We start from the raw sequence: 22,742 nt of genomic DNA on the forward strand, positions 1-22,742 counted from the left end.
ATGAAGAAAGCGTTGTTTATAGATCGTGACGGTACGTTGGTTATCGAGCCACCGGTTGATTACCAATTGGATTCTTTCCATAAATTGGAGTTTTATCCTAAGGTATTTCGTAATTTGGGATTTATCCACAGTAAGCTCGACTTTGAATTTGTGATGGTTACCAATCAAGATGGCCTCGGTACTTCTTCTTTTCCTGAGGATGCCTTTTGGCCGGTGCACAACCTAGTGTTGAAGACATTGGAGGGGGAAGGTATCACTTTTGATGATATCTTGATAGACCGCAGTTTTCCGGAAGACCATGTGCCTACCCGCAAGCCTGGAACAGGAATGATGGGAAAATATCTTACCGGTGATTATGATTTGGCTAACAGTTTTGTTATTGGTGACCGTGTTACAGATGTGGAACTGGCTAAAAATATGGGATGTAAGGCTATCTTGCTGCAAGATAATATGGATATTCTGAAAGAAAAAGAACTGGAATCCTATTGTGTACTGGTTACTACAGATTGGGATAAGGTCGCTGAATTTCTTTTTGCCGGAGAACGTATAGCGGAGGTCCGTCGTACTACGAAGGAAACGGATATTTATATCAGCTTAAATTTAGATGGCAGCGGAAAGTGTGATATTTCTACAGGTATTGGTTTTTTTGATCACATGTTGGAACAGATTGGAAAACATGGTGGTATTGATCTTACCATTAAAGTAAAAGGTGATTTGGAAGTGGACGAACATCATACTATTGAAGATACTGCCATTGTTTTGGGTGAATGTATTTATCGGGCATTGGGCAGCAAGCGTGGCATTGAGCGTTACGGATATTGCTTGCCCATGGATGATTGTCTTTGTCGGGTAGCTTTGGATTTTGGCGGTAGAGCATGGTTAGTATGGGATGCTGAGTTTCATCGAGAGAAAATAGGGGAGATGCCTACCGAGATGTTTCCTCATTTTTTTAAATCATTGAGTGATGCAGCTCGTATGAATTTAAATATCAAAGCCGAGGGGCAGAATGAACATCATAAAATAGAAGGTATTTTCAAGGCTTTGGCTCGTGCCATAAAGATGGCTGTGCGAAGAGATATTTACTATTTTGAAGTACCCTCAAGCAAGGGATGTATTTAAGTTAGCTTCAAAGACAAAGTAACTTAACTTATTTGCCCAACTAAGTTAAGTTACTTTGTCTTTGAAGCTAACTTACTTTTTTATATGGTTTATAGCTCTTCGCATTCTTTCAGCCATGAAGCTGCACTTGCATCGCTTGGCATACGCCAGTCACCTCGGGGACTGAGTGATACGGATCCCACTTTGGGACCATCGGGCAGGCAGGAACGTTTGAATTGTTGTTGAAAGAAACGGCGGCAGAATATAGTAAGCCATTTTTTGATTGTTGCCTCATCGTATGTATCACGAAAAGCGATACTTGCCAGGAAGAATATCTTGGCGGGACGAAAACCGAAACGTAGGAATTGATAAAGGAAGAAGTCATGCAGTTCGTATGGCCCTACCAAATCTTCTGTCTTTTGTTTGATATTGCCGTTTTCATCAGCAGGAATCAGTTCGGGGCTGATAGGAGTGTCTACAATATCGAGCAGAGTAATACGTGATTCATTATCCATGTCATTCAAAGCCACCCAATTTACCAGGTATTTGACCAATGTTTTGGGAATACTTCCATTGACTCCATACATAGACATGTGGTCGCCATTGTAGGTGGCCCAGCCTAGGGCAAGTTCTGAAAGGTCTCCTGTACCAATGACAAGACCGCTCAGTTGGTTGGCAACATCCATCAGAATTTGAGTCCGTTCGCGTGCCTGACTGTTTTCGTAAGTCACATCGTGTATGGTCATATCGTGGTCTATGTCATTAAAATGCTGGATGCAGGATTCCTTAATGCTGATTTCTTTAATAGTAACGCCTAATGAAGCCATCAGATGGAGAGCATTATTATAAGTGCGGTCGGTAGTGCCAAAACCAGGCATGGTGATGCCGATGATGCCTTTTCGTGGCAAATTCAATTTGTCGAAAGTTTTGGCACAGACCAAAAGTGCCAAGGTGGAATCCAAACCACCGGAAATACCGACTACTACAGTCTTGCAGTGAGTGTGTACCAAACGTTTGGCAAGCCCTGCTATTTGGATGGCAAAAATTTCTTCACAACGCTCATCCAATTCTTTGCCCTGAGGAACAAAAGGATGGGCTTCTATACTGCGTGTAAGACTAAGATCGCGTGTGTTAACAAATTCTGTACTGATGTGGATGGCGGGACGTCCCGGGCAGTTGCCGATATTGGCGGCAAAAGTGGTATTGGTCAACCGTTCGCCACGAAGACGCTCTACGTCTATTTCACTGATGACTAACTGTTCTTTGAATGAGAAACGTTCAGATTCGGTAAGTAATGTGCCGTTTTCATATATCAGTCCGTTGCCTGCAAAAACAACGTCTGTAGTCGATTCGCCGAAACCGGATGAACTGAATACATATCCTGCCAGGCAGCGTGCTGATTGTTGACTGACTAATGAACGGACATAATTATGCTTGCCTATCCCTTCATTATCGGCAGACATATTGAAAATGATTTCCGCTCCTTTCAATGCTAATGCGGAACTGGGGGGAATGGGGGCCCACATATCTTCGCAGATTTCAATGCCAAAGCAAGTTTCCGGAGTGTCGAAAAGCAGGTTGGCGCTGACCGGTACATTTTGTCCGCAGAGACGTACATTACCATCTGGGTGGTTTAGAGCAGAGGTAAACCAGCGTTGTTCATAGAACTCTTTATAATTAGGTAAATATGTTTTGGGAACAATACCCAGTATTTTTCCTTTTTGGAAAACAACAGCACTATTCAGCAGCGTGGAATTCATAACCACAGGCATCCCTACAATGGAGACGATATCCATTTGTCGGGTATTATTCATAATCTGCATTAAAGCCATTTCTGCTTCTTCCAACAGTAAAGACTGACCGAACAAGTCGGCGCAAGTATACCCTGTAATACTTAGTTCGGGAAAAATGATAATTTGTACTCCTTTCCCGTCTGCTATGGCAATTTGAGTTTCAATCTGTTGTGCATTAAATTTGCAGTCAGCCACTTTCACTATCGGAATGGCAGCCGCCACTCTTACAAAACCGTATTTCATATTATACCTAATTATTATATATACTTGCAAAATTAATCATTCTTTCCCGATTTATACCCCTAAATAAAAAAAATAAAAAAAAGTACGTGATTTATTTGTTTGTTGCGAATAACTATCTATCTTTGCACATGAAATAAAATTGTAATAGTTACAAAAAGGGAATATATGAAGAGTTACGATTATCTTATCAGTTATAACATTAAGCCGTCCGTACAGCGCATAGCTATTATGGATTATTTGTTGGCCCATAAAACTCATCCTTCTATCGATGAGATTTATTTGGCGCTATGCAAGGACATTCCAACCTTGTCCAAGACTACAGTGTATAATACACTGAAACTCTTTGTCGAGCATGGAGCAGCTTTAATGCTTACAATTGATGAAAAGAATGCGTGTTTTGACGGTGATACTTCCCTGCATGCTCATTTCCTTTGTAAGAAATGTGGTAAAATATTTGATTTGCCCTACAGTAATGAAGTGAAGCAAGTAGAGCAAATTGATATGAATGGATTCAAGGTGGATGAAATTCACCAATATTATAAAGGTATATGCCCCGTTTGTTCTAAAGAAGACAAAGAAAGAAGTTAGAAAGATAGAGAGTAGATGACTAACTAATAAATAAAATATTGACTAACTAATAAAAAAAGAAATTATGAAAAAGTTTATTTGTACAGTTTGTGGTTATATTCATGAAGGTGATGCAGCTCCTGAAAAATGTCCGTTGTGTAAAGCGCCTGCTTCTAAGTTTAACGAAATGGTAGAAACAGAAGGTGGCTTGGAATTTGCAGACCAACACGTTATCGGCGTAGCAAAAGGTTGTGATGAAGAAATGATTAAGGATTTGAACAACCACTTCATGGGTGAATGTACGGAAGTTGGTATGTATTTGGCAATGAGCCGTCAGGCAGACCGCGAAGGTTATCCTGAAGTTGCTGAAGCTTTCAAACGTTATGCTTGGGAAGAAGCAGAACATGCTGCTAAGTTTGCTGAGTTGCTGGGTGACTGTGTATGGGATACAAAGACTAACTTGGAAAAGAGAATGAATGCTGAGTCAGGTGCTTGTGCTGACAAGAAACGTATTGCTACTCGTGCAAAAGCTTTGAACTTGGATGCTATTCACGATACAGTTCACGAAATGGCTAAAGACGAAGCTCGTCACGGTAAAGGTTTTGAAGGTTTGTACAACAGATATTTCAAGAAATAATATACGATTTTTATAGTATAAATGGAGAGAGGGGGAGTAATTATTATTGTCCCCTCTCTTTTTATTGGCTATATTTAGATTAGAGATGTATAGGCCTTGTTTCTCATTCTTTCAGTAATACTTCTTCAATAGCTTTCCTGAAAGTAGTTTTATTGGCCGCTCCTATAATGATTTGCGGCTGTCCCGTTTTGGGGATAAAGATGATGGTGGGCAGTGACTGTATCCCCATGGCAGCAGATAATTCTTTTTGTTTGTCTGTATCTACTTTGTAAACTACGATTTGATCTTTGTATTCTTTGGCCAGACTTTTTAGCAGAGGGGCAACCATACGGCAAGGACCGCACCATGTGGCGTAGAAATCAATAACTGCCGGTTTCTCTCCTTTGTATTTCCAGTCAGTGGAACCGGAGGTGTAGTCAAATATATTATCCAAGAACATTTGTTTGTCCATATGTATGACTTTTCCTTCATTTTTATCTGACTTATCTCGGAAAGGAGTCTGGGCACTGAGATATCCTGTTAATCCGGTAGTTAATAAAAGACACGTGATTGTTTTTTTCATATTTTATTCATATTGGGCTAGAATTATGCTTAAATCATTGGCACGCATTACACCGCTTTGTCGCCACAATTGCTTACCGTCTTTAAAAATCATTAGTGTGGGAACTGACTGAATCTGATAGTATGCAGCAATTTCTTTATGTTTGTCTACATCTACTTTGACAATTCTTACTTTTTCCCCTTTTATTCCTTTTAATTCTTCTAAAATAGGTTTCATGGCTTTGCAAGGTCCGCACCATTCAGCAAAAAAATCAACTAATACAGGGATGTTTGAGGTGATTAAATCTTCAAATCTTTCCATAATGTTTTCCTTTCGTTATTTTTATTATAATAAAAACGTTTATAGTGTGTTTTTTGTTTAAAAGTAAGTGGGTGTGTCCAAATTAGTTTTTGGAAATATGAACTTATAATCTGAAATTTGAGCATCCTAAAAGACTAAAGAAAGGGTCGTATCATTACTCCATACAGAGCTTGATACGACCCTTTTAAGTGTTATAATTATTATCTGTAACTTTTAGGAGCAGTCATTTTTGTTTTGACACCGCTTCCTTGTATTATAAGGTTGATGAACTATTATTTTTTTACAGAAGAGGGAGTATAACGTGCATTCAGTCCATCAATGATTTCTTGTGTGATGTTGTATGCCGGATTAGCGTATAGCAAATTGTCAAATCCTGTATTGCTGATAATTAGATCATATCCTTTGTTTTGATTATAAATTTTCAAGAATGAATTGATAGAATCACGTAACTGCAAGCTGTTCTTTTGATTTTCAGAAGCTAGTTCGTCGCTTAGTTTCTGTTGCAGTGCCTGCAGTTCTTGTTGTTGCTTCATCAGTCTCATCTGTTCTTGTTCAGCACGTTCACGTGTAGCGAAGCCATTATTTTCCAGTTTGCGTTGGAATTCTTTAGCATCAGCATCCAGCTTCTTTGCTTTTTCATTTAAAGTAGTGCGGATATTTTCTTCTTTCTGTATCATCACTTCATTTAAGTCATTCCAGAAATTGTACTTAGTCAACAGTGAATCGATTTCCACATAAGCTATTTTCATGTTTGAAGAACCAGCAACGCCGACAGCCGGAGCAGTGGAAGAAGTTGCAGCGTTGTTGTTGTCGCTACATTGTGCAAACACTAACACGATGGCTAGTGCTAGAAATCCATTCAGGATGAAATTTGTTCTTTTCATAATCTTTTTCACGTATTGTTTATTAATTATTATCCGTTTTGTTTTGCTTTTCAATTTCGGCTATGGCATTTTTATTAGGCTTGCGTGCTTCACGATCTTGTGATTGTACACATCCTACTCCTTTTTTACGGAGTGCCTTATTACCGCTTACATGTGTGTTTGGAAACTTTCCTTTTAGAAAGATTCCGATAGACAATAATGCTATACAGATAGCAACTATTAACACAGTTATAAGGATAGTATCAAGCATTTCTATTATTTTTGTGGTGCAAAGTTAGTGTAAGGCAAGGGAAATGCCAAATTTATTGAAGCATTTCGTATCTGCGGACTAAATTTGCGGAACAAATATAGAATTTTGCAATGATTTAACTTTCTCTTTTCTCATTAAAAAAGAGGAAGTGTCCTATTTAAGAGAATTATTTAACTATTTTTTGCAAATTTGGAAACTGAATTTGCCTAAACAACATGATTATGAATAAAAAGGATTTAAAGCCGGCATCTGTCTTTTATTATTTTGAAGAGATATGTCAGGTACCCCGTCCCTCGAAAAGAGAGGAGAAAATAATTGCTTATTTGAAAGCCTTCGGTAGAAAACATGGTTTAGAAACTAAGACAGACGAAGTTGGCAATGTATTAATTAAAAAACCTGCCACTCCGGGTAAGGAGAATTTGAAAACTGTGATTTTGCAGTCTCATATAGATATGGTTTGTGAAAAAAACAGTGATGTGGAGCATGATTTTCTAATTGATCCCATTGACACAGTAGTGGACGGTGAATGGTTGAAAGCCAAAGGTACTACATTGGGGGCAGATAATGGTATCGGTGTGGCGACAGAATTAGCTATATTGGCTGCTACTGATATAGAGCATGGTCCGTTAGAGTGTCTTTTCACAGTGGATGAAGAAACTGGATTGACGGGTGCTTTTGCATTGAAACCAGGGTTTATGACTGGTGATATTTTGATTAATTTGGACTCGGAAGATGAAGGAGAATTATTCATCGGCTGTGCCGGTGGTGCAAATACTACAGCGGAATTTACTTATCAGCCTGTTTCTGCTCCACAGGATTATTTCTATTTCCGTGTAACGGTCAAGGGATTGACAGGTGGACACTCCGGTGATGATATTAATAAAGGTAGAGCGAATGCTAATAAGCTGCTGAATCGTTTTCTGACTCAGTTGGCTTCTAAATATATTTTATATTTATGTGAGATTGATGGTGGAAACCTGCATAATGCCATACCTCGTGAGGCACAGGCATTATGTGCGGTACCTATGAAGGATAAGGAATCGGTTCGTGTAGATTTGAATATCTATACTGCAGAACTGGAGAATGAATATGCTGCGACGGAACCGAACTTGAGAACCGAACTCTCTTCTGAATCCCCTTGTAAGGAAGCGATAGATATGACTACTGCCGGACATCTTCTGAGAGCTGTTTACGCTGTGCACAATGGGGTGTATGCCATGAGTCAGGATATTCCAGGATTAGTAGAAACTTCGTCTAATCTTGCTTCCATCAAACAGGTAGAGGGAAACAAGATTAAAATAGTGACTAGCCAGCGCAGCTCCATTCTTTCATCACGCAAGAATATGTCCGAGATGATCCGTTCTGCTTTTCTTTTGGGAGGTGCTGAAGTAATAACTGGTGACGGATATCCAGGATGGAAACCGAATACGGATTCTCCTGTTTTGAAAATTGCGATAGATAGCTATAAAAAACTTTTTGGTGTGGAACCTAAAGTAAAGGCAATTCATGCCGGATTGGAGTGTGGGTTGTTCCTTGAGAAATATCCGTCACTGGATATGGTTTCCTTTGGACCTACTTTGCGTGGTGTTCATTCACCTGATGAACGTATGCTGATACCTACTGTAGATAAATTCTGGCGTCATTTGCTGGATGTATTGGTTAATATACCGACAAAATAATTTATATGAAGAAAACAATTCTATTCCTTTGTTTGTGCTACCTGGTAGGGGTGACGTATGCACAGGAACCGTTCCGGGTAATGTTCTATAATGTAGAGAATTTGTTCGATTGTCAGCACGACACGTTGAAAAATGATTATGAATTTTTGCCGGATGCTCCGAAAGGATGGACGCAAGCGCGCTATCATGATAAATTGGCTAGGATAGCTAAAGTTATTATTGCCACGGGTGAGGAAAATGTCCCCGATTTGGTGGGACTTTGTGAAGTGGAAAATGATCATTGCTTGAAAGATCTGACAGAAAACTCGCCATTACGCGAGGCGGGTTATCGCTATGTCATGACTGATTCTCCTGATGAGCGTGGTATTGACGTGGCGTTGCTTTATCAACGTGGTACCTTTAAATTAGTAGGGAAAAACTGTATTTCTGTTCCTTATAAGGAAATAGAGCGTCGGCCTACACGTGATATACTTCATGTGACAGGGCAGGTAGCTTCCGGAGATACATTGGATGTGTTTGTGTGTCACATGCCTTCTCGTGCAGGCGGTGAGGAGAAGAGTGAACCCTACCGCCTTTTTACGGCGCAGATATTGAAGATAGCGGCAGATTCTGTTATGAATATCCGTCAGCATCCTAATGTAATGATTATGGGTGATTTTAATGATTATCCCACTAATAATTCTATTGCAAAAGTATTGGGGGCTGTGGCTCCGAAAAGTGGAGTGCAGGCCAAGAAATTATATAATCTGATGGACGGGCGTAAGGAGGGAACCTATCGTTATCGAGGTGAGTGGGGAGTACTTGATCAGCTGATTGTTTCCGGTTTTTTGTTACAAGGGCATGATAGTATGCGCACTTCATATGATAAGGCACAGATTTTAAAATATCCGTTCCTGCTGGAAGAGGATGAAAAATATGGTGGTAATATTCCATCACGTACCTATTGGGGAAAGAAATATCATGGTGGTTATAGCGACCATTTGCCAGTGTGTGTGGACTTTGAAATTGGAAAATAGGGAGAGATTGGTGGTTAGTGATGAATGGACTGCGCTATTATGCCGCAGGTGTTAATCACTAACCGCTATATATTTCTATTCATGATGATAAGGACCGTTGTTCAATATAGTCATCGCCCGGTATAGCTGTTCTACGAAAATAAGGCGTATCATTTGATGTGAGAAGGTCATCTTGGATAATGAGATCTTTTCTTGGGTTACATCATATATTTTGGGTGCAAATCCGTATGGCCCCCCAATGATGAATACTAACCGTTTGTTTACAGTGTGCATTTTGCGTTCTATCCAGTTGGCAAATTCTACGGAACGGAATTCTTTTCCATGTTCATCCAATAAAACCACTGCATCGCCCGGCAACAAAGCTTTCAGAATTAATTCTCCTTCCTTCTCTTTTTGTTGCTCCATACTCAGGTTTTTGGTATTCTTGAGCTCGGGGATGACTTCCATATCGAAAGAAATGAAGTGCTTGGTACGTTCCACATAATCATTGATAGCGGTGATATAATGTTTTTCGATAGTGCGTCCTACTACTAATAATGTAAATTTCATACGTTCTTTTCTGGTTTACTTTGCAAAAATACGGAAAATCTCTACCTTTGCCTATCAATTCATAAAAAAACGATAACATTATGGACGAATTAGTAGTAAAAGACTTAATAGACAGACTGATAGACCTGTCTTTTGCTGAAGATATAGGTGATGGGGACCATACTACCTTGTCATGTATTCCCGCAGATGCAATGGGAAAATCAAAGTTGTTGATTAAGGAAGAAGGTATCTTAGCTGGCATTGAAGTGGCTAAAGAAGTATTTCGCCGTTTTGATCCCACAATGAAGGTGGAGGTGTTCATTCAAGATGGAACTCACGTGAAACCGGGTGATGTGGCTATGATGGTGGAAGGTAAAGTTCAGTCACTTCTTCAGACAGAACGCTTGATGCTGAATATCATGCAACGCATGAGTGGCATTGCTACTATGACCAATAAATATGTGAAGAAACTGGAAGGTACGAAAACTCGTGTACTGGATACCCGTAAGACAACTCCGGGTATGCGTATCATGGAGAAGATGGCTGTAAAGATAGGAGGAGGATGCAATCACCGTATCGGTTTGTTTGATATGATTCTGCTGAAAGACAACCATGTGGATTTTGCAGGCGGCATACACAATGCGGTGTCCCGTGCTAAAGAATATTGTAAGGCAAAGGGTAAGAGCTTGAAGATTGAATTGGAAGTGCGTAATTTTGACGAATTGAATCAGGCGTTGGCAGAAGGTGTGGATCGTATTATGTTTGATAACTTTACACCTGAAGATACTCGTAAAGCTGTAGAGATAGTAGGAGGACGTTGCGAAACCGAGTCTTCTGGTGGTATTACTTACGATACTATGTTACCCTATGCGCAGGCAGGAGTGGATTTCATTTCTTTTGGTGCGTTGACCCATTCTGTAAAAGGATTGGATATGAGCTTCAAGGCTTGTTAAGGAAATGTTTTATGATAAGAGAGAACTTCAAATTTTGGATCTTTTTTTGAAATATGAATGACGTAAGTGGTACGAATAAAATTAAAATAAATTCGTAGAGGCTGTAATTTAAACTGTGTCAGCAAAGCAAACAAATAAAGTATTAACTTTGCTAACACAGTTTTTTTATGAGTGAAGAATTTGATTTTGAAAGGATCAAGAACAAGGCAATCGAGCAGCTCAAGGCTGGCAAGCCCTTGTTGGGTAAGGACGGAGCTTTTGCCCCGTTATTGGAGAGCATTTTAAATGCAGCTTTAGAAGGTGAGATGGATGCCCATCTTTCCGAGGATGAACGCATGAGTGGCAACCGTCGTAATGGCAAGATGCAGAAGCAGGTGCAAACTTCTATGGGTGAGGTGACCGTTTCTACCCCCCGTGATCGTAATTCCACCTTCGATCCTCAGTTTATAAAGAAGCGGGAGACCATTCTCGCGGAAGGTGTTGCTGACCGCATAATCGGCCTTTATGCCCTTGGTAATAGTACACGTGAAATAAGCGATTGGATGGAAGAGAATCTTGGTAACCGTGTGTCTGCCGAAACAATCAGTTCCATCACTGACCGGGTACTTCCGGAAATAAAAGCGTGGCGTTCGCGTAGCCTGGATTATATTTATCCGATAGTCTGGATGGATGCCATTCATTATAAAGTCATGGATGAGAGAGGCTGTGCCATTACCCATGCAATCTACAACGTATTGGCTATAGATAAGGACGGTCGTAAGGATTTGCTTGGGATGTACATCTCTAAGAATGAGGGGGCAAACTTCTGGTTGAATGTGCTGACCGATTTACAGAACCGTGGTGTACACGACATTCTCATAGCTTGTGTCGATGGTCTGAGGGGCTTCCCGGATGCCATCCAAAGCGTATTCCCTGATACCATAGTGCAACTTTGTATCGTCCATCAGATACGTAACTCCATCAAATACGTCGGCAGTAAACACCAGAAGGAGTTTCTTAAAGATCTGAAACGGGTTTACGGTGCAGTCAGCAAGGATGCCGCTGAAACGGAGCTTCTTGATTTAGATCAGAAATGGGGAGAGAAATATCCTATCGTCATCAAGTCGTGGCAGGACAACTGGGAAAAGCTCACTGAATACTTCCAGTTCACATCCGATATACGTCGTATGATTTATACGACGAATACCGTTGAAGGCTACCACCGGCAAATACGGAAAGTTACAAAAAACAAGGGTGTGTTCCCTAATGACACCGCCCTTGAGAAGCTTGTCTACCTCGCTTATCGCAACATACGCAAGAAATGGACTATGCCACTGGCTAATTGGGGCACCATTGCCCAACAACTGGCGATAAAGTTTGGAGATAGATTTAAGTTGTTGTAATTTTACGCTCGTCGGGAGTGCTGGTGCACCCCCTTGGCGCTGGCCGATCCCCGACCGATGAGCTTGAAAGAAAAACAGCGCATGACACAGTTTATTTTACGCCCCCAATTCGTACATTTGCGTCATTGATATTAGTTTCTTTTATTTTCTTCTTTAAATCGGGTAGGTGTCATTCCTTTTACTTGTTTAAAGGAGGTACTGAAATACCTCGGATAGGAAAAGCCTACCTCGTAAGATATTTCGTTGATATTCATGTTGGTATTTGTAAGCAAGTAAACAGATTTTTCTATGCGTAGTTTATTGATATAGTCATTAACGCCCAACCCGGTTAGAAGTTTTACCTTATTATATAAGGATGCTCTGCTCATAGCCATTTTATCTGTGAGAAACTTAATGGAAAGTTCCTCTCCAGCCATATTTTCATTAATAAGTATATTGAGTTTGGCGATGAATTCCTCATCTTCTTTACTGTTTTTCTTTTGAGACTGTTCTGTTTCTATCCTTTTTTCGTTTTTTTCTTTTACTAGCCTATTAGATGATAATTCCGTTGCAGGAATGTTTTCTTCGACTGGTATTTTTTCTTCTTTGTTTTTTAAGATGTCGTTCAATATAGCTTGTAGGAAGTGGTTCATATTGCCTTTCATATATTTCTCTTTCCGTCGGAAATAAATGTAGCCTATACCGGCTGTGGTAATAATAAACAAGATGGCGGCTATGCCGATGAACCAGCTGGTCTTATACCAAGGAGGAGTAACGATTATGTTTATCAATTTTTGGGGTGTGGTATGATTCCCGTCTTTAGTATTGCAAGAAACCCGTATTGTGTAGTTGCCTGCGGATAGAGAGGATAAATTTAAAGTTGGATCGTAAGTTTCAATCAATTGTTTGCTTCTACTTTCAATTATGTATCGGAGCAGGTATTTTTGGAATATGTCTCTGTTCTTTATTCGAAGGTGGATGGAAAGAGAATTGTAGTTCCAAGGTATGTTTATTGTATTCTCTTTGATTTTTTTTAAATAAGGACTACCGTTAAGGAGAATGTCGGACAGGTATATTTCTGGTATCTGAGTTTCAGTTTCGGGAATGTTTGTGTTGATTTTTACCAATCCTTCGGATCCACCTAGATAGATGTAATTCTTATTAGATTGTTTTTGGTATGCGAATAAAATTTCGTTAGATGGGAAACCATCAGAACTATTCCAGATAGTAAATTTATTTTCTTTGATAATATAAGAATATAGTTGATTTTGAGCACAGATCCATAGACGTCCTTTTCTATCGGCAATGAGGAAGGATATGTTATTAAATAGTTTGGTGTGTATGCGATGGTATTTTCGACTTTTCAAGTCGAAGAATCCAAGTCCTTTGTCGGTTCCGGTCCATATTATATCGTTGTTGTCATAAGACATGGAAGTGATGGTTTCATTTTTTTCCAACTCGAATAGTAATCGGATACTGTCATTTTGTTGATCTACCCAAAAAGCTTGGTGAGCGTATTTTAAAAGAGAGAATTTATCGTTGGAGTATGATAGACAAAGTGCATTATTAGAGAAGTCGTAGTGACGATCTGTTTGCATCTTTGAGAATGTGTGGTTATGTGTATTATATGCATATGCATTACGACTGATTATATATATTTTGTTGTTTGCCACTTGATTGGCCAAAGGAAGGTAACCATAAAAACATTCTTTATAGTTGGTCTCTTTATCTATAATGGTGAAAGGACGATATTGCTGCGTCTTTTTATTGAACAGGAAAATGCCTTTGGTATACAAAGAAACCATTAATTCAGATTCAGATATTTCAGCAATGGAAATAACTTTATCTCCGTAGGTTGAGGGGAAATGGGTAAATTTGTCAGTAGAAGGGTCGTATAGGTTGATACCTCCTCCATCAGTTCCAATCCAAACTTTTCCATTCTTTTCTTCGTAAAGGCTGATGATTGATTTTTCACTGAGTCCGTTGGGATTGTTTAAAACGGCATCTTTATATGTCTTAATGTACGTTTCTTTAATACAGAATATGCCTCCGCGTACGCTTCCTGCCCATAAGTTTTTTTCTTGGTCTTTATAGAGCAAGGTGATGGAGTTTACTGGTAGGGAAGAATAGTCTCCTACTATATGTTGAAGTTGTGAGAATTGTTGAGTATGGGGAGCAAATTGGTTGATGCCACTTCCGTCTGTAGCCAACCATAGTTTGCCATTGTGTTCTGTTATGTCTAAAATATAATTGTTGTTTAATCCGGAATTTGTTTGAGTATAGTGTTCTTGGATTTTTCCTGTTTGGTCATAGCAATATAGTCCAGATCCATAAAAGGATGTGTAAATATGCTGGTCAAGAGTTATGTATAACGATGTCAGCAGGTTAGGACTGCTTGGAATAAAAAGACTAAATTGTTGAGTTTGACAGTTGTACGAGTAGATTCCTTTTCTTCGGGTACCTACTAAAATTTTGTTTTTATCGAGATAAACCATTTTTTGGATTCTATAATCTACCATGTTGATATTTTTTTTCTTTTCTTGTTTTTTAATGTGAATGATCTTTGTTTTTTTACTATGATAGTCGTAGCAATATATGGTATTCTCGCTGCCAAACCATATTCCACCTTTTACTTTGATAGAAGAATAGATCGCTTGGGAAATGGTAGTATTAAATCGGTCCTGTTCGGCATCATAAAGGGCTAACCCTTTGGGAGTTGCTATCCAAAGATTTCCTAATGAGTCTTCTGTCAGATGATTGATATAATTACTAGGTAGAGAGTGGGGATCGTCTGAATGGTGCAGATAGGTTTTGATTCCCTCTTGAGTATAACTGTTCAATCCATTTTGGGTACCTATCCATAAAGTACCTTTATGGTCTAGCAGGATGGATTGGACAGTAGCTTGGGAAAGTCCTTGCTCTATAGAGAGCTGGGTGAACGAATAATTGACACTGTGTTCGGAAGAGAACAATTTTGTGTCTGCCCATAAGAATAAAATGATAATTAAGGTCCGATACATTGTATTTTTTATTTTTTGCAAAAATACATTTTTTTTCTTTTGATAAGAATTTAAGGATTATTTTTCAGTATGAAGTAATAAGAATACTAAGATATTTTAGAAATAAAAATTGAGAAATATCCCCTTATTAGACAGAAATGGACTTGATTTATACAATTTCTGATCTCTTTAGTTGATAAATAGACTAAGTTTGCACAGTTAAATTTTTAAAATAAGTTTTGTGAACCAAAATTAATGTAGTATGAAAAATGTTATACTTTTATTATTGTCGGTATGTGGTATGCTTGCTTGTACTCATACACCGAAATGGGAATTAGTGTGGGAAGATAATTTTGATGGTGCGGAACCTGATACCACAATATGGAGCCGCATACCTCGCGGAAGACCTGATTGGCAAAATACTCAGTCATTTGATAATCGTTGTTATGAAATGCGTGATGGTTGTTTAATATTAAAGGGAATTGTGAATGATAATATGGATGTAGATACGGCGAAGTATCTGACTGGGGGATTGTGGACAAAAGACAAGCATGCTTTTCATCGGGGACGCATCGAAGTAAGAGCTAGATTGCATGGGGCGAGAGGAGCATGGCCGGCTATATGGACTTTGCCTTATGAAATTGATAAATATGTTTGGCCTATGGGAGGAGAGGTAGATATTATGGAACGTTTGAATTATGATTCTATTGTTTATCAAACCGTGCATTCGCACTATACTTATACATTGGGGATAGAGAATAATCCGAAACATGGAGGCACTACATCCATTAATCCTGAGGACTTTAATGTATATGGGGTAGATTTTTGGCCGGACAGTTTGGTGTTTCATGTGAATGGAAAACGACATTTTGTTTATCCTCGTATCGAAACGGAACAAGAAGGTCAATTTCCTTTTGATATTCCCCAATATTTGTTGATTGATATGCAATTAGGAGGTACTTGGGTAGGACCAGTGGACTCTACGGATTTACCAGTGGAGATGGAAGTGGACTGGGTACGTCATTATCAATGGAAATAAAGCTATTCTGATATTTGTTGTTGTAATACAAATTATAAGTAACCTATTAACTTAATTAAATTGAAATTATGAAAAGACAAAGGCAAAAATTATTTCGCGTGGTTTTGGCAGGCGTCCTGATGATATTTTCATTTATGGTATACGCACAGGAACGTATAGTGACAGGTAAGGTGTATGATTCATCCGGTGAGTCTATTATAGGAGCTAGTGTAATGGTACAGGGTACTATGCAGGGAGTGGTGACTGATATAGACGGTGCTTTTCAGTTGAAGGTGCAACCTTCCCAGTCTTTAGTGATTAGCTTTTTGGGATATCAGGATGTGATCCTGCCGGTAGGAAGTAAAAATAATTTTAAAATTATTTTGGAAGAAGACTCTAAAAAGCTGGACGAAGTGGTGGTGGTAGGATACGCTACTCAGAAGAAAGTGAATTTGACAGGATCTGTTGCTTCCGTATCAGCAAAAGATATTCAAGATATTCCGGTGGCTAATACAACTACTTTGCTACAGGGACGTTTGCCAGGTTTAGTACTAACTCAGAACGGTGCACAAGCTGGTAATGATAATCCAGAAATCAGGATTCGTGGTATTGGTACCTTTGGGAATAATAATCCGATGGTGTTGATTGACGGGGTGGAAGGTAGTATTTCACAAATTGCAGAAATCCCTTCTGCCGATATTGAGAGCATTTCTGTATTGAAGGATGCGGCATCGGCAGCTATTTATGGTGTGCGTGCTGCTAATGGCGTTATTTTGATCACTACTAAGCGGGGACAGGCATCAAGCAAAGTGAAGGTTTCGTATTCAGGTAGTTATACTTTGCAGACACCAGGTATTGTTCCCGATTATGTGGATGGTTATAATTGGGCTTTGATGAAAAACGAAGTGAGCACTGGAACTTTTTCACCGGAAGCTTTGCAAAAGTTGCAAGACGGATCAGATCCGGATCATTATGCAAATACCAATTGGCTGGATGCTGTATTGCGTAATGCTAGTATGCACCAGCATCATCTGTCTGTATCAGGAGGTAATGAGAATACCCGTTTTATGACTTCGGTGGCCTATTCCAATCAAGATGGTATCATGATGAAGACAGGAGTAGAACGCTTTTCTTTTCGTTCGAATATTGATACTCGTTACAAACGTTTTACTTTTGGATTGAACTTATCCGGTAATAAGAATAATGTGACTACTCCTGCTGTCGCACCTTCCGGCGAAGGTGGAATCATGCGTTATGTATCCTGGTTTACTCGTCCTACTGTGCCGGTGATGTATTCTAACGGACACTACGGCTATGTAGATGGTTCGTCATTGAGTGCCGAACTGATGAAGAACCCTGTAGAGTCAATGTCTTTAGGGCACCGCAGCAATGAGTATTGGCGTTTTAACGGTAAGGTTTTTGCAGGTATTGATTTATGGGACGGATTGAAGTTCCAGACCAGTTTTGCTTATGCTTTTGATTTAAATGCAACGAAATCTTATTCTCCCAAATCTCCTGCCCGTTATGATGCAGAAGGAAATATTAGAAAAGCGGCAGGGGAAACGAATAAGGAGGAGGATTATTGGTATCGCAATGCAACATGGACGAGTGAGAACCTGTTGACTTATAACAAACAATTTGATAAACATAATGTTAATGTGTTGTTAGGGCACTCTGTTATTGGCTCGCGCTTTTATAAAACGACTGCTTCCATACAGGGCTTTCCTACAGAAAATATTTATGAACTTGATGGAGGAACAATTAATCCGGGTGCAAAAGGCAATTCGGAAGAATATAAACTCCAGTCATTTTTTGGTCGTGTGAATTACGGTTATGATGACCGTTATTTGTTTGAGTTCAATATTCGCCACGATGGTTCATCACGTATGCCTAAAGCCAATCGTTACGCTACATTTCCTTCCGTATCAGGAGGATGGGTGTTTTCGAATGAAGAATTAATGAAAGACTATAAAAACTTCTCCCTTGGAAAGTTGCGTTTATCATGGGGTAAGTTGGGTAACCAGGAAATCGGTAATTATGCTTATGCGGCTACTTTGGGCGCAAGCGGAAATTATTTCTTTGACCAAGGTGGGGACAAACAGGCTGGTATGGTACAGACTTCTGTTCCAAATGAAGACATCAAATGGGAAACGACCCGCTCCATCAATGTGGCCCTTGATCTTGGATTCTTTAATAATAGGATACAGACTACTTTTGAATGGTTTGATAAGAAAACTTCTGATATCTTGATGCAATTAGCTATGCCAGGCATATTCTTAGGTTCTCTTAATGCTCCTTATCAGAATGTGGGTGCTGTCCGCAATCGTGGTTGGGAATGGAATGTGAATTACTCGGATAGTAAAGGCGATTGGGTTTGGAATGTAGGTTTCAACTTGTCACACGTGAAGAACGAAATTCTGGAAATGGGCGGTTTGGAAGAAACAATAAGTGGGCAAACAATCAATCGTATTGGCAATCCTATTGGCGCTTATTTTGGATATAAAGCGATTGGTATGTACCGTACAGAAGCTGATTTACAGCGTACTAATTCAAAAGGGGAAGTCATTAAACAAAATGGTGTGGCTCCTAAATTGGGCGATATTATGTATGCTGATTTGAATGATGATGGTAATATTACTGCTGATGATCGTGATATTATTGGCAATCCTTTTCCTAAATATTCTTATAGCTTCAATTTAGGAGCTTCTTGGAAGAATTTTGACTTGTCTACTTTTTGGCAAGGAGTGGGAGGTATTTACCGTTACAGTTGGGAAACTTCTACCGATATTCGCGGTAACTTAACCGAACGTTGGTTGGATCGTTATTCTGCCGGCAACGTAAATGCTTCTATGCCGGCATTGGGTAATACTATGAATGATTCTTATTCTTCATTCTGGTTAGAAAATTCCAGTTACTTACGTTTGAAGAACTTGGAATTCGGCTATACATTCCGTCAGCCTGGACTTGTTAAGATGGGTGTTTCCAGTGTCCGTGTTTATTTTGCCGGAAGCAACCTTTTAACATTTACGTCTTTGAAAAACTGGGATCCGGAAAAAACATCGGGTGATGCTAGAAATGACGTACATCCCAATATGCGCACTTATTCATTTGGGCTAAATATTCAATTCTAACTTATAAGGAGGATATACATTATGGTAAAAAGTACAAAAAATATATGCAGAGTTTTATTTTTTTCTGGAGTGTTATTGGTTACCAGTGCATGTTCAGATAGTTTTTTGCAGACGGATTCTCCGAATCAGCCTTCTCAAACCACTTATTGGCAGACCGAATCGGATGCATTGATGGCTTTGACAGCTTGCTATGATGCCATGCAGAGCCAGAATTTATATGATGACAATATTGATGGCTGGAAGTTTGGATTTCTAGGACGTGAAACCAGTACGGATAATGGAGACCACACATGGGGTGATTGGATGCTGGGAAGTTCTATCTCGAAATGTGCTTCTTCCACTACCGATGAATGCTTTTCTATGTACTGGAATGCTAATTATGAAGTGATTAAGCGTTGTAATATGTTGGTAGAGAATGTGGAACGTATTCCGATGGAGGCTGAAAAGATAGATGCATACAAGGCGGAAGCAATAGCATTACGAGCTTTGATGTATTGCAATCTGACCTCCGTATTCCGTGATGTCCCTTATCTGACGAAACCTTTAACTTTGGCTGAAGCACAGGCTCCCAAGGCGGAACGTAGCCAGATTATTTCGTCCTTGCTGGAAGATTTGAAGACTTGGATTCCTAAAATACCAGTTATAGGGAAAGCGCAAAAAGGACGTATGTCCCAAGAAGCAGGTTATGCCATTATGGGACGAATTGCTCTTTTTAATCAACGTTGGGACGAGGCAATAACGGCTTATAAAAATGTAGTAGGAAAAGTGCAGCTTTTTAAGTCGGGTGACGGAACTGATTATGCTGCCAATTATGCTGATTTGTTTAAAGAGCAAAATGAAACGGCAGCAGAAGTATTGTTGAGTGTCCATTTTAAAGGTCCGGGATTAGGTGAAGGAAGTTGCTTTGGGGTTTGTTGGTCTGCTCCAATGAATGCTATTGAAGGTTCTATGAACTTGTGTGATGATTTTTATTGTATAGATGGGTTGCCCATCGATAAGTCACCTTTATTTAAAGGAAGTCTTGTTCAAGGAGCCCATACGAAGGCTAATCCGGATATGGGACGTTATGAGAATCGTGATCCTCGTATGAAAGGTACATTGATGTTACCTGGTATGGAATGGAACGGAAAACTGTTTACTAATAATTTGCCGGCAAGTTCTACCTGTTGTATTCGTAAATGGTACACTCCAGAAGATACAGTTAATGAATATGACGGTAGTCTTGACTTCTATGTTATCCGTTATGCAGAGGTACTTTTGTCACTTGCTGAAGCTATGATTGAGAAAGGTGGTTATCCACAAGCCGAAATAACAGGATATATTAATGAAGTTCGTGCTCGTGTTGGTATGCCAGCGGTAGAAGTAGTGGAAGGAACTAATTTGAATAAAGAAGAATTGCGCGCCATTGTACGTCACGAACGCCGTGTGGAATTGGCTTTTGAAGATTTGCGTTTTGCAGATCTTTACCGTTGGGGAGAATTTGAAAATGCTCAAAAGCGTATGCAGAAAGACCAGTCATTCTATGGCTTTGGAGTAGTTTCGCGGGGTAATCTTCGTGGTGCGCAAGATTTGGTTTGGCCTATTCCGCAAGGTGAGATTGATACGAATCCGATGTTGGAGCAACATAGTGAATGGAAATAAGAATGATTGAATTATCTATTGTAATATAACTGTGATGAGGTAAGAGATTGTTAAAAGGTATTTTCTTGAAATAAAGGACAAGTATGTGGTGATAAGGCTGTAACTTGTCCTTTATCGTTTGTTTCCTATTATATATGTTCTATTTCATAACGTAGCATATTTTGTTAAATTACAATGTGATGTTATTTATCTTTTCGTCTCTTTGTTTTATCTTTGTCGTTGAATATTATAAGTAATTAAGTATATGAAGAAAAAGAATGTTTTTAAATGGTGGGGAGTTGTTTTGTTCTTATGTATGTGTTCTGTTCATGCTGAGGCGCAGGATTTGAAATCTATATTGACAGGAGTGGCAAAGGCGGCAATTGGTAACAAGGCTACTACGGCTCATTCTATTGTGGGGACTTGGTCTTATCAGGCTCCTGAATGTCAGTTCGAGAGTGATCAGTTACTGGCAAAGGCTGGTGGAGAGGTAGCGGCCAAAGAAGTGGAAGAAAAATTACAGACTATATATGATAAGATTGGTTTGACTAGTATTAAGTATATTTTCAAGGAGGATGGTACTTATTCATATATATTGAAAAGACGTACGGTAAGCGGCACTTATGTTTTTGATGAGGAAGCTAAGACGATTATTATGAAAAGTAAGTTGGGCATACAGACGGTAGCTTATGTGACAGTGACAGGCAATAGTATGAGTCTTGTGTTTAATGCCGATAAGTTGATGTCTATTCTAAAGGTGATTACTGGAGCGGCTTCCAAAGTAAATTCTACAGCTGCCACTCTTAACAGTGTAGCTGAAGCTTATGACGGGCTGATGTTAGGATTTGAATTGAAAAAGTAGATGCTTTTTGTAAAATATGGGATACAAGTCTTTTATAAAAGTTGAAAAATTGTGATTGGAAATAATGTTTAAGGATAAAACCGTTTTAACCTTATTATTATGGTTAAAACGGTTTTTTTATTAACATGTATTGTTTTTGTATATACTGGTCATGAATGTAATATATTGCATATATGTGAGAACGGTTTATTCTTGCTCTTTCAGTGCTGCGAAAATCAAACCTTCCAGTTCTTCCGCCAGTTCGGGGTTATCCTGAATCACTTGTTTGGAAGCGTCACGTCCTTGTCCCAGTTTGGTTTCGTTGTAGCTGTACCATGAACCGCTTTTCTTGATGATGCCTAAATCAGCACCCAAATCAATGATTTCACCAGCTCTTGAGATACCTTCACCAAACATGATATCGAATTCGGCTTTACGGAAAGGAGGTGCCACTTTGTTTTTCACTACTTTTACTTTAGTCTGGTTGCCGATTACTTCTTCACCATCTTTCAGTTGAGTGGAGCGACGGATATCCAAACGTACGGAAGCATAGAATTTCAGAGCATTACCACCGGTAGTTGTTTCTGGATTACCAAACATGACACCGATTTTTTCACGCAACTGGTTGATAAAAATACAAGTTGTATTGGTTTTGCTGATGGCTGACGTAAGCTTACGCAAAGCCTGAGACATCAAACGCGCTTGTAAACCTACTTTGTTATCACCCATATCTCCTTCAATCTCAGCTTTTGGAGTCAATGCCGCGACAGAGTCGATAACAATGATATCAATAGCGGATGATCGTATTAGCTGCTCAGCAATTTCAAGTGCCTGCTCACCGTTATCGGGTTGTGATATCCATAAGTTATCTACATCCACTCCCAGTTTGGCCGCATAGAAACGGTCGAAAGCATGTTCGGCATCAATGAAAGCTGCAATGCCGCCTGCCTTCTGAGCTTCAGCAATGGCATGGATAGCCAATGTAGTCTTACCGGATGATTCGGGACCATAAATTTCTATGATTCTACCTTTGGGATAGCCGCCTACCCCTAATGCGGCGTTCAAGGCGATAGACCCGGTAGGAATCACTTCCACTTCCTGTACGTTGTCATCACCCATTTTCATGATAGAGCCTTTACCAAAAGTTTTCTCTATCTTATCCATTGCAGCTTGCAGTGCTTTCAGTTTTTCACTATTTCCGGCACCTGGAGCTGCTGAGAATGGAATTTCTTCGTTATCTTTTTTTGCCATAAATCTGTTGG

General features: G+C 39.4%; 19 protein-coding genes. 11 read left to right on the top strand and 8 right to left on the bottom strand.

The window, feature by feature from the left end:
• A complete protein-coding gene (hisB, locus tag GKD17_RS05220) occupies positions 1 to 1,119 on the top strand; it encodes a bifunctional histidinol-phosphatase/imidazoleglycerol-phosphate dehydratase HisB (RefSeq protein ID WP_007837306.1) in 1,119 nt (372 codons plus the stop codon).
• An 89-nt stretch (positions 1,120 to 1,208) separates the two neighbouring features.
• Here the strand turns inward: hisB and GKD17_RS05225 are convergent, their stop codons facing one another.
• The gene (locus GKD17_RS05225; protein WP_007837308.1) at positions 1,209 to 3,134 is read right to left on the bottom strand and encodes an NAD(+) synthase; all 1,926 of its coding nucleotides are present in this window, start codon (positions 3,132 to 3,134) and stop codon (positions 1,209 to 1,211) included.
• 165 nt (positions 3,135 to 3,299) lie between these two features.
• Between GKD17_RS05225 and GKD17_RS05230 the strand changes: the two genes are divergently transcribed.
• Both GKD17_RS05230 and GKD17_RS05235 read left to right on the top strand, forming a co-directional pair.
• Positions 3,300 to 3,722 carry a Fur family transcriptional regulator gene (locus tag GKD17_RS05230; RefSeq protein ID WP_007837310.1) on the top strand — a complete coding sequence of 141 codons (423 nt, stop codon included), beginning with the start codon at positions 3,300 to 3,302 and terminating at the stop codon, positions 3,720 to 3,722.
• 64 nt (positions 3,723 to 3,786) lie between these two features.
• Positions 3,787 to 4,338: an NADH peroxidase gene (locus GKD17_RS05235; RefSeq protein ID WP_005846285.1), complete on the top strand. Its 552-nt coding sequence runs from the start codon at positions 3,787 to 3,789 to the stop codon at positions 4,336 to 4,338.
• 103 nt (positions 4,339 to 4,441) lie between these two features.
• On the opposite strand, the gene trxA (GKD17_RS05240) is transcribed toward GKD17_RS05235, so the two are convergent.
• The 4 genes from trxA (GKD17_RS05240) to GKD17_RS05255 form a co-directional block, all read right to left on the bottom strand.
• Positions 4,442 to 4,900: a thioredoxin gene (gene trxA, locus GKD17_RS05240; protein WP_007837314.1), complete on the bottom strand. Its 459-nt coding sequence runs from the start codon at positions 4,898 to 4,900 to the stop codon at positions 4,442 to 4,444.
• A 3-nt stretch (positions 4,901 to 4,903) separates the two neighbouring features.
• Entirely contained in the window at positions 4,904 to 5,200 is a 297-nt protein-coding gene (gene trxA / locus GKD17_RS05245) for a thioredoxin (protein ID WP_007837316.1), read from the bottom strand.
• 272 nt (positions 5,201 to 5,472) lie between these two features.
• Positions 5,473 to 6,084, bottom strand: coding sequence for an OmpH family outer membrane protein (locus GKD17_RS05250; RefSeq protein ID WP_007837318.1), 612 nt, complete (start codon positions 6,082 to 6,084; stop codon positions 5,473 to 5,475).
• Between the two features lie 22 nt (positions 6,085 to 6,106).
• The gene (locus tag GKD17_RS05255) at positions 6,107 to 6,334 is read right to left on the bottom strand and encodes a hypothetical protein (RefSeq protein WP_007837320.1); all 228 of its coding nucleotides are present in this window, start codon (positions 6,332 to 6,334) and stop codon (positions 6,107 to 6,109) included.
• Between the two features lie 221 nt (positions 6,335 to 6,555).
• Between GKD17_RS05255 and GKD17_RS05260 the strand changes: the two genes are divergently transcribed.
• Together GKD17_RS05260 and GKD17_RS05265 are read left to right on the top strand one after the other, a co-directional pair.
• Positions 6,556 to 8,013 carry an aminoacyl-histidine dipeptidase gene (locus GKD17_RS05260; RefSeq protein WP_007842471.1) on the top strand — a complete coding sequence of 486 codons (1,458 nt, stop codon included), beginning with the start codon at positions 6,556 to 6,558 and terminating at the stop codon, positions 8,011 to 8,013.
• 5 nt (positions 8,014 to 8,018) lie between these two features.
• The gene (locus GKD17_RS05265; protein ID WP_007837324.1) at positions 8,019 to 9,029 is read left to right on the top strand and encodes an endonuclease/exonuclease/phosphatase family protein; all 1,011 of its coding nucleotides are present in this window, start codon (positions 8,019 to 8,021) and stop codon (positions 9,027 to 9,029) included.
• Positions 9,030 to 9,104: 75 nt separating this feature from the next.
• Here GKD17_RS05265 and rlmH read toward each other — a convergent pair whose 3' ends face one another.
• Positions 9,105 to 9,578: a 23S rRNA (pseudouridine(1915)-N(3))-methyltransferase RlmH gene (gene rlmH, locus GKD17_RS05270; RefSeq protein WP_007837326.1), complete on the bottom strand. Its 474-nt coding sequence runs from the start codon at positions 9,576 to 9,578 to the stop codon at positions 9,105 to 9,107.
• 80 nt (positions 9,579 to 9,658) lie between these two features.
• Between rlmH and nadC the strand changes: the two genes are divergently transcribed.
• Both nadC and GKD17_RS05280 read left to right on the top strand, forming a co-directional pair.
• Positions 9,659 to 10,510 (top strand): carboxylating nicotinate-nucleotide diphosphorylase, encoded by an 852-nt coding sequence (nadC, locus tag GKD17_RS05275; protein ID WP_007837327.1) that lies wholly within the window; start codon positions 9,659 to 9,661, stop codon positions 10,508 to 10,510.
• Positions 10,511 to 10,677: 167 nt separating this feature from the next.
• Positions 10,678 to 11,892 carry an IS256 family transposase gene (locus tag GKD17_RS05280; protein ID WP_007839275.1) on the top strand — a complete coding sequence of 405 codons (1,215 nt, stop codon included), beginning with the start codon at positions 10,678 to 10,680 and terminating at the stop codon, positions 11,890 to 11,892.
• Between the two features lie 131 nt (positions 11,893 to 12,023).
• Here the strand turns inward: GKD17_RS05280 and GKD17_RS05285 are convergent, their stop codons facing one another.
• Positions 12,024 to 14,891, bottom strand: coding sequence for a two-component regulator propeller domain-containing protein (locus tag GKD17_RS05285; protein WP_007837328.1), 2,868 nt, complete (start codon positions 14,889 to 14,891; stop codon positions 12,024 to 12,026).
• Between the two features lie 241 nt (positions 14,892 to 15,132).
• Between GKD17_RS05285 and GKD17_RS05290 the strand changes: the two genes are divergently transcribed.
• The 4 genes from GKD17_RS05290 (at position 15,133) to GKD17_RS05305 (ending at position 21,501) form a co-directional block, all read left to right on the top strand.
• Positions 15,133 to 15,909, top strand: coding sequence for a glycoside hydrolase family 16 protein (locus GKD17_RS05290; RefSeq protein ID WP_007837329.1), 777 nt, complete (start codon positions 15,133 to 15,135; stop codon positions 15,907 to 15,909).
• A gap of 68 nt (positions 15,910 to 15,977) precedes the next feature.
• The gene (locus tag GKD17_RS05295; RefSeq protein WP_007837330.1) at positions 15,978 to 19,019 is read left to right on the top strand and encodes a SusC/RagA family TonB-linked outer membrane protein; all 3,042 of its coding nucleotides are present in this window, start codon (positions 15,978 to 15,980) and stop codon (positions 19,017 to 19,019) included.
• 21 nt (positions 19,020 to 19,040) lie between these two features.
• Positions 19,041 to 20,660, top strand: a complete 1,620-nt coding sequence (locus GKD17_RS05300) for a RagB/SusD family nutrient uptake outer membrane protein (RefSeq protein ID WP_007837331.1) — start codon at positions 19,041 to 19,043, stop codon at positions 20,658 to 20,660.
• Positions 20,661 to 20,904: 244 nt separating this feature from the next.
• Entirely contained in the window at positions 20,905 to 21,501 is a 597-nt protein-coding gene (locus GKD17_RS05305) for a DUF4923 family protein (protein WP_007837332.1), read from the top strand.
• Between the two features lie 186 nt (positions 21,502 to 21,687).
• Here GKD17_RS05305 and recA read toward each other — a convergent pair whose 3' ends face one another.
• The gene (gene recA, locus GKD17_RS05310) at positions 21,688 to 22,731 is read right to left on the bottom strand and encodes a recombinase RecA (RefSeq protein WP_007837333.1); all 1,044 of its coding nucleotides are present in this window, start codon (positions 22,729 to 22,731) and stop codon (positions 21,688 to 21,690) included.
• Between the last annotated feature and the right edge of the window lie 11 nt (positions 22,732 to 22,742).

Origin of the sequence: Phocaeicola dorei (genome assembly GCF_013009555.1) — a bacterium.
Classification (GTDB): Bacteria; Bacteroidota; Bacteroidia; order Bacteroidales; family Bacteroidaceae; genus Phocaeicola; species Phocaeicola dorei.

What these genes read in the sequence shown, in the direction of transcription:
- trxA (WP_007837316.1), bottom strand. Translation starts at nt 5,200, where the DNA reads ATGGAAAGATTTGAAGATTTAATCACCTCAAACATCCCTGTATTAGTT.
- GKD17_RS05300 (WP_007837331.1), top strand. Translation starts at nt 19,041, where the DNA reads ATGGTAAAAAGTACAAAAAATATATGCAGAGTTTTATTTTTTTCTGGA.
- GKD17_RS05305 (WP_007837332.1), top strand. Translation starts at nt 20,905, where the DNA reads ATGAAGAAAAAGAATGTTTTTAAATGGTGGGGAGTTGTTTTGTTCTTA.
- GKD17_RS05265 (WP_007837324.1), top strand. Translation starts at nt 8,019, where the DNA reads ATGAAGAAAACAATTCTATTCCTTTGTTTGTGCTACCTGGTAGGGGTG.
- GKD17_RS05255 (WP_007837320.1), bottom strand. Translation starts at nt 6,334, where the DNA reads ATGCTTGATACTATCCTTATAACTGTGTTAATAGTTGCTATCTGTATA.
- GKD17_RS05280 (WP_007839275.1), top strand. Translation starts at nt 10,678, where the DNA reads ATGAGTGAAGAATTTGATTTTGAAAGGATCAAGAACAAGGCAATCGAG.
- GKD17_RS05285 (WP_007837328.1), bottom strand. Translation starts at nt 14,891, where the DNA reads ATGTATCGGACCTTAATTATCATTTTATTCTTATGGGCAGACACAAAA.
- GKD17_RS05295 (WP_007837330.1), top strand. Translation starts at nt 15,978, where the DNA reads ATGAAAAGACAAAGGCAAAAATTATTTCGCGTGGTTTTGGCAGGCGTC.
- recA (WP_007837333.1), bottom strand. Translation starts at nt 22,731, where the DNA reads ATGGCAAAAAAAGATAACGAAGAAATTCCATTCTCAGCAGCTCCAGGT.
- GKD17_RS05225 (WP_007837308.1), bottom strand. Translation starts at nt 3,134, where the DNA reads ATGAAATACGGTTTTGTAAGAGTGGCGGCTGCCATTCCGATAGTGAAA.
- nadC (WP_007837327.1), top strand. Translation starts at nt 9,659, where the DNA reads ATGGACGAATTAGTAGTAAAAGACTTAATAGACAGACTGATAGACCTG.
- rlmH (WP_007837326.1), bottom strand. Translation starts at nt 9,578, where the DNA reads ATGAAATTTACATTATTAGTAGTAGGACGCACTATCGAAAAACATTAT.
- GKD17_RS05230 (WP_007837310.1), top strand. Translation starts at nt 3,300, where the DNA reads ATGAAGAGTTACGATTATCTTATCAGTTATAACATTAAGCCGTCCGTA.
- hisB (WP_007837306.1), top strand. Translation starts at nt 1, where the DNA reads ATGAAGAAAGCGTTGTTTATAGATCGTGACGGTACGTTGGTTATCGAG.
- GKD17_RS05250 (WP_007837318.1), bottom strand. Translation starts at nt 6,084, where the DNA reads ATGAAAAGAACAAATTTCATCCTGAATGGATTTCTAGCACTAGCCATC.
- GKD17_RS05290 (WP_007837329.1), top strand. Translation starts at nt 15,133, where the DNA reads ATGAAAAATGTTATACTTTTATTATTGTCGGTATGTGGTATGCTTGCT.
- GKD17_RS05235 (WP_005846285.1), top strand. Translation starts at nt 3,787, where the DNA reads ATGAAAAAGTTTATTTGTACAGTTTGTGGTTATATTCATGAAGGTGAT.
- GKD17_RS05260 (WP_007842471.1), top strand. Translation starts at nt 6,556, where the DNA reads ATGAATAAAAAGGATTTAAAGCCGGCATCTGTCTTTTATTATTTTGAA.
- trxA (WP_007837314.1), bottom strand. Translation starts at nt 4,900, where the DNA reads ATGAAAAAAACAATCACGTGTCTTTTATTAACTACCGGATTAACAGGA.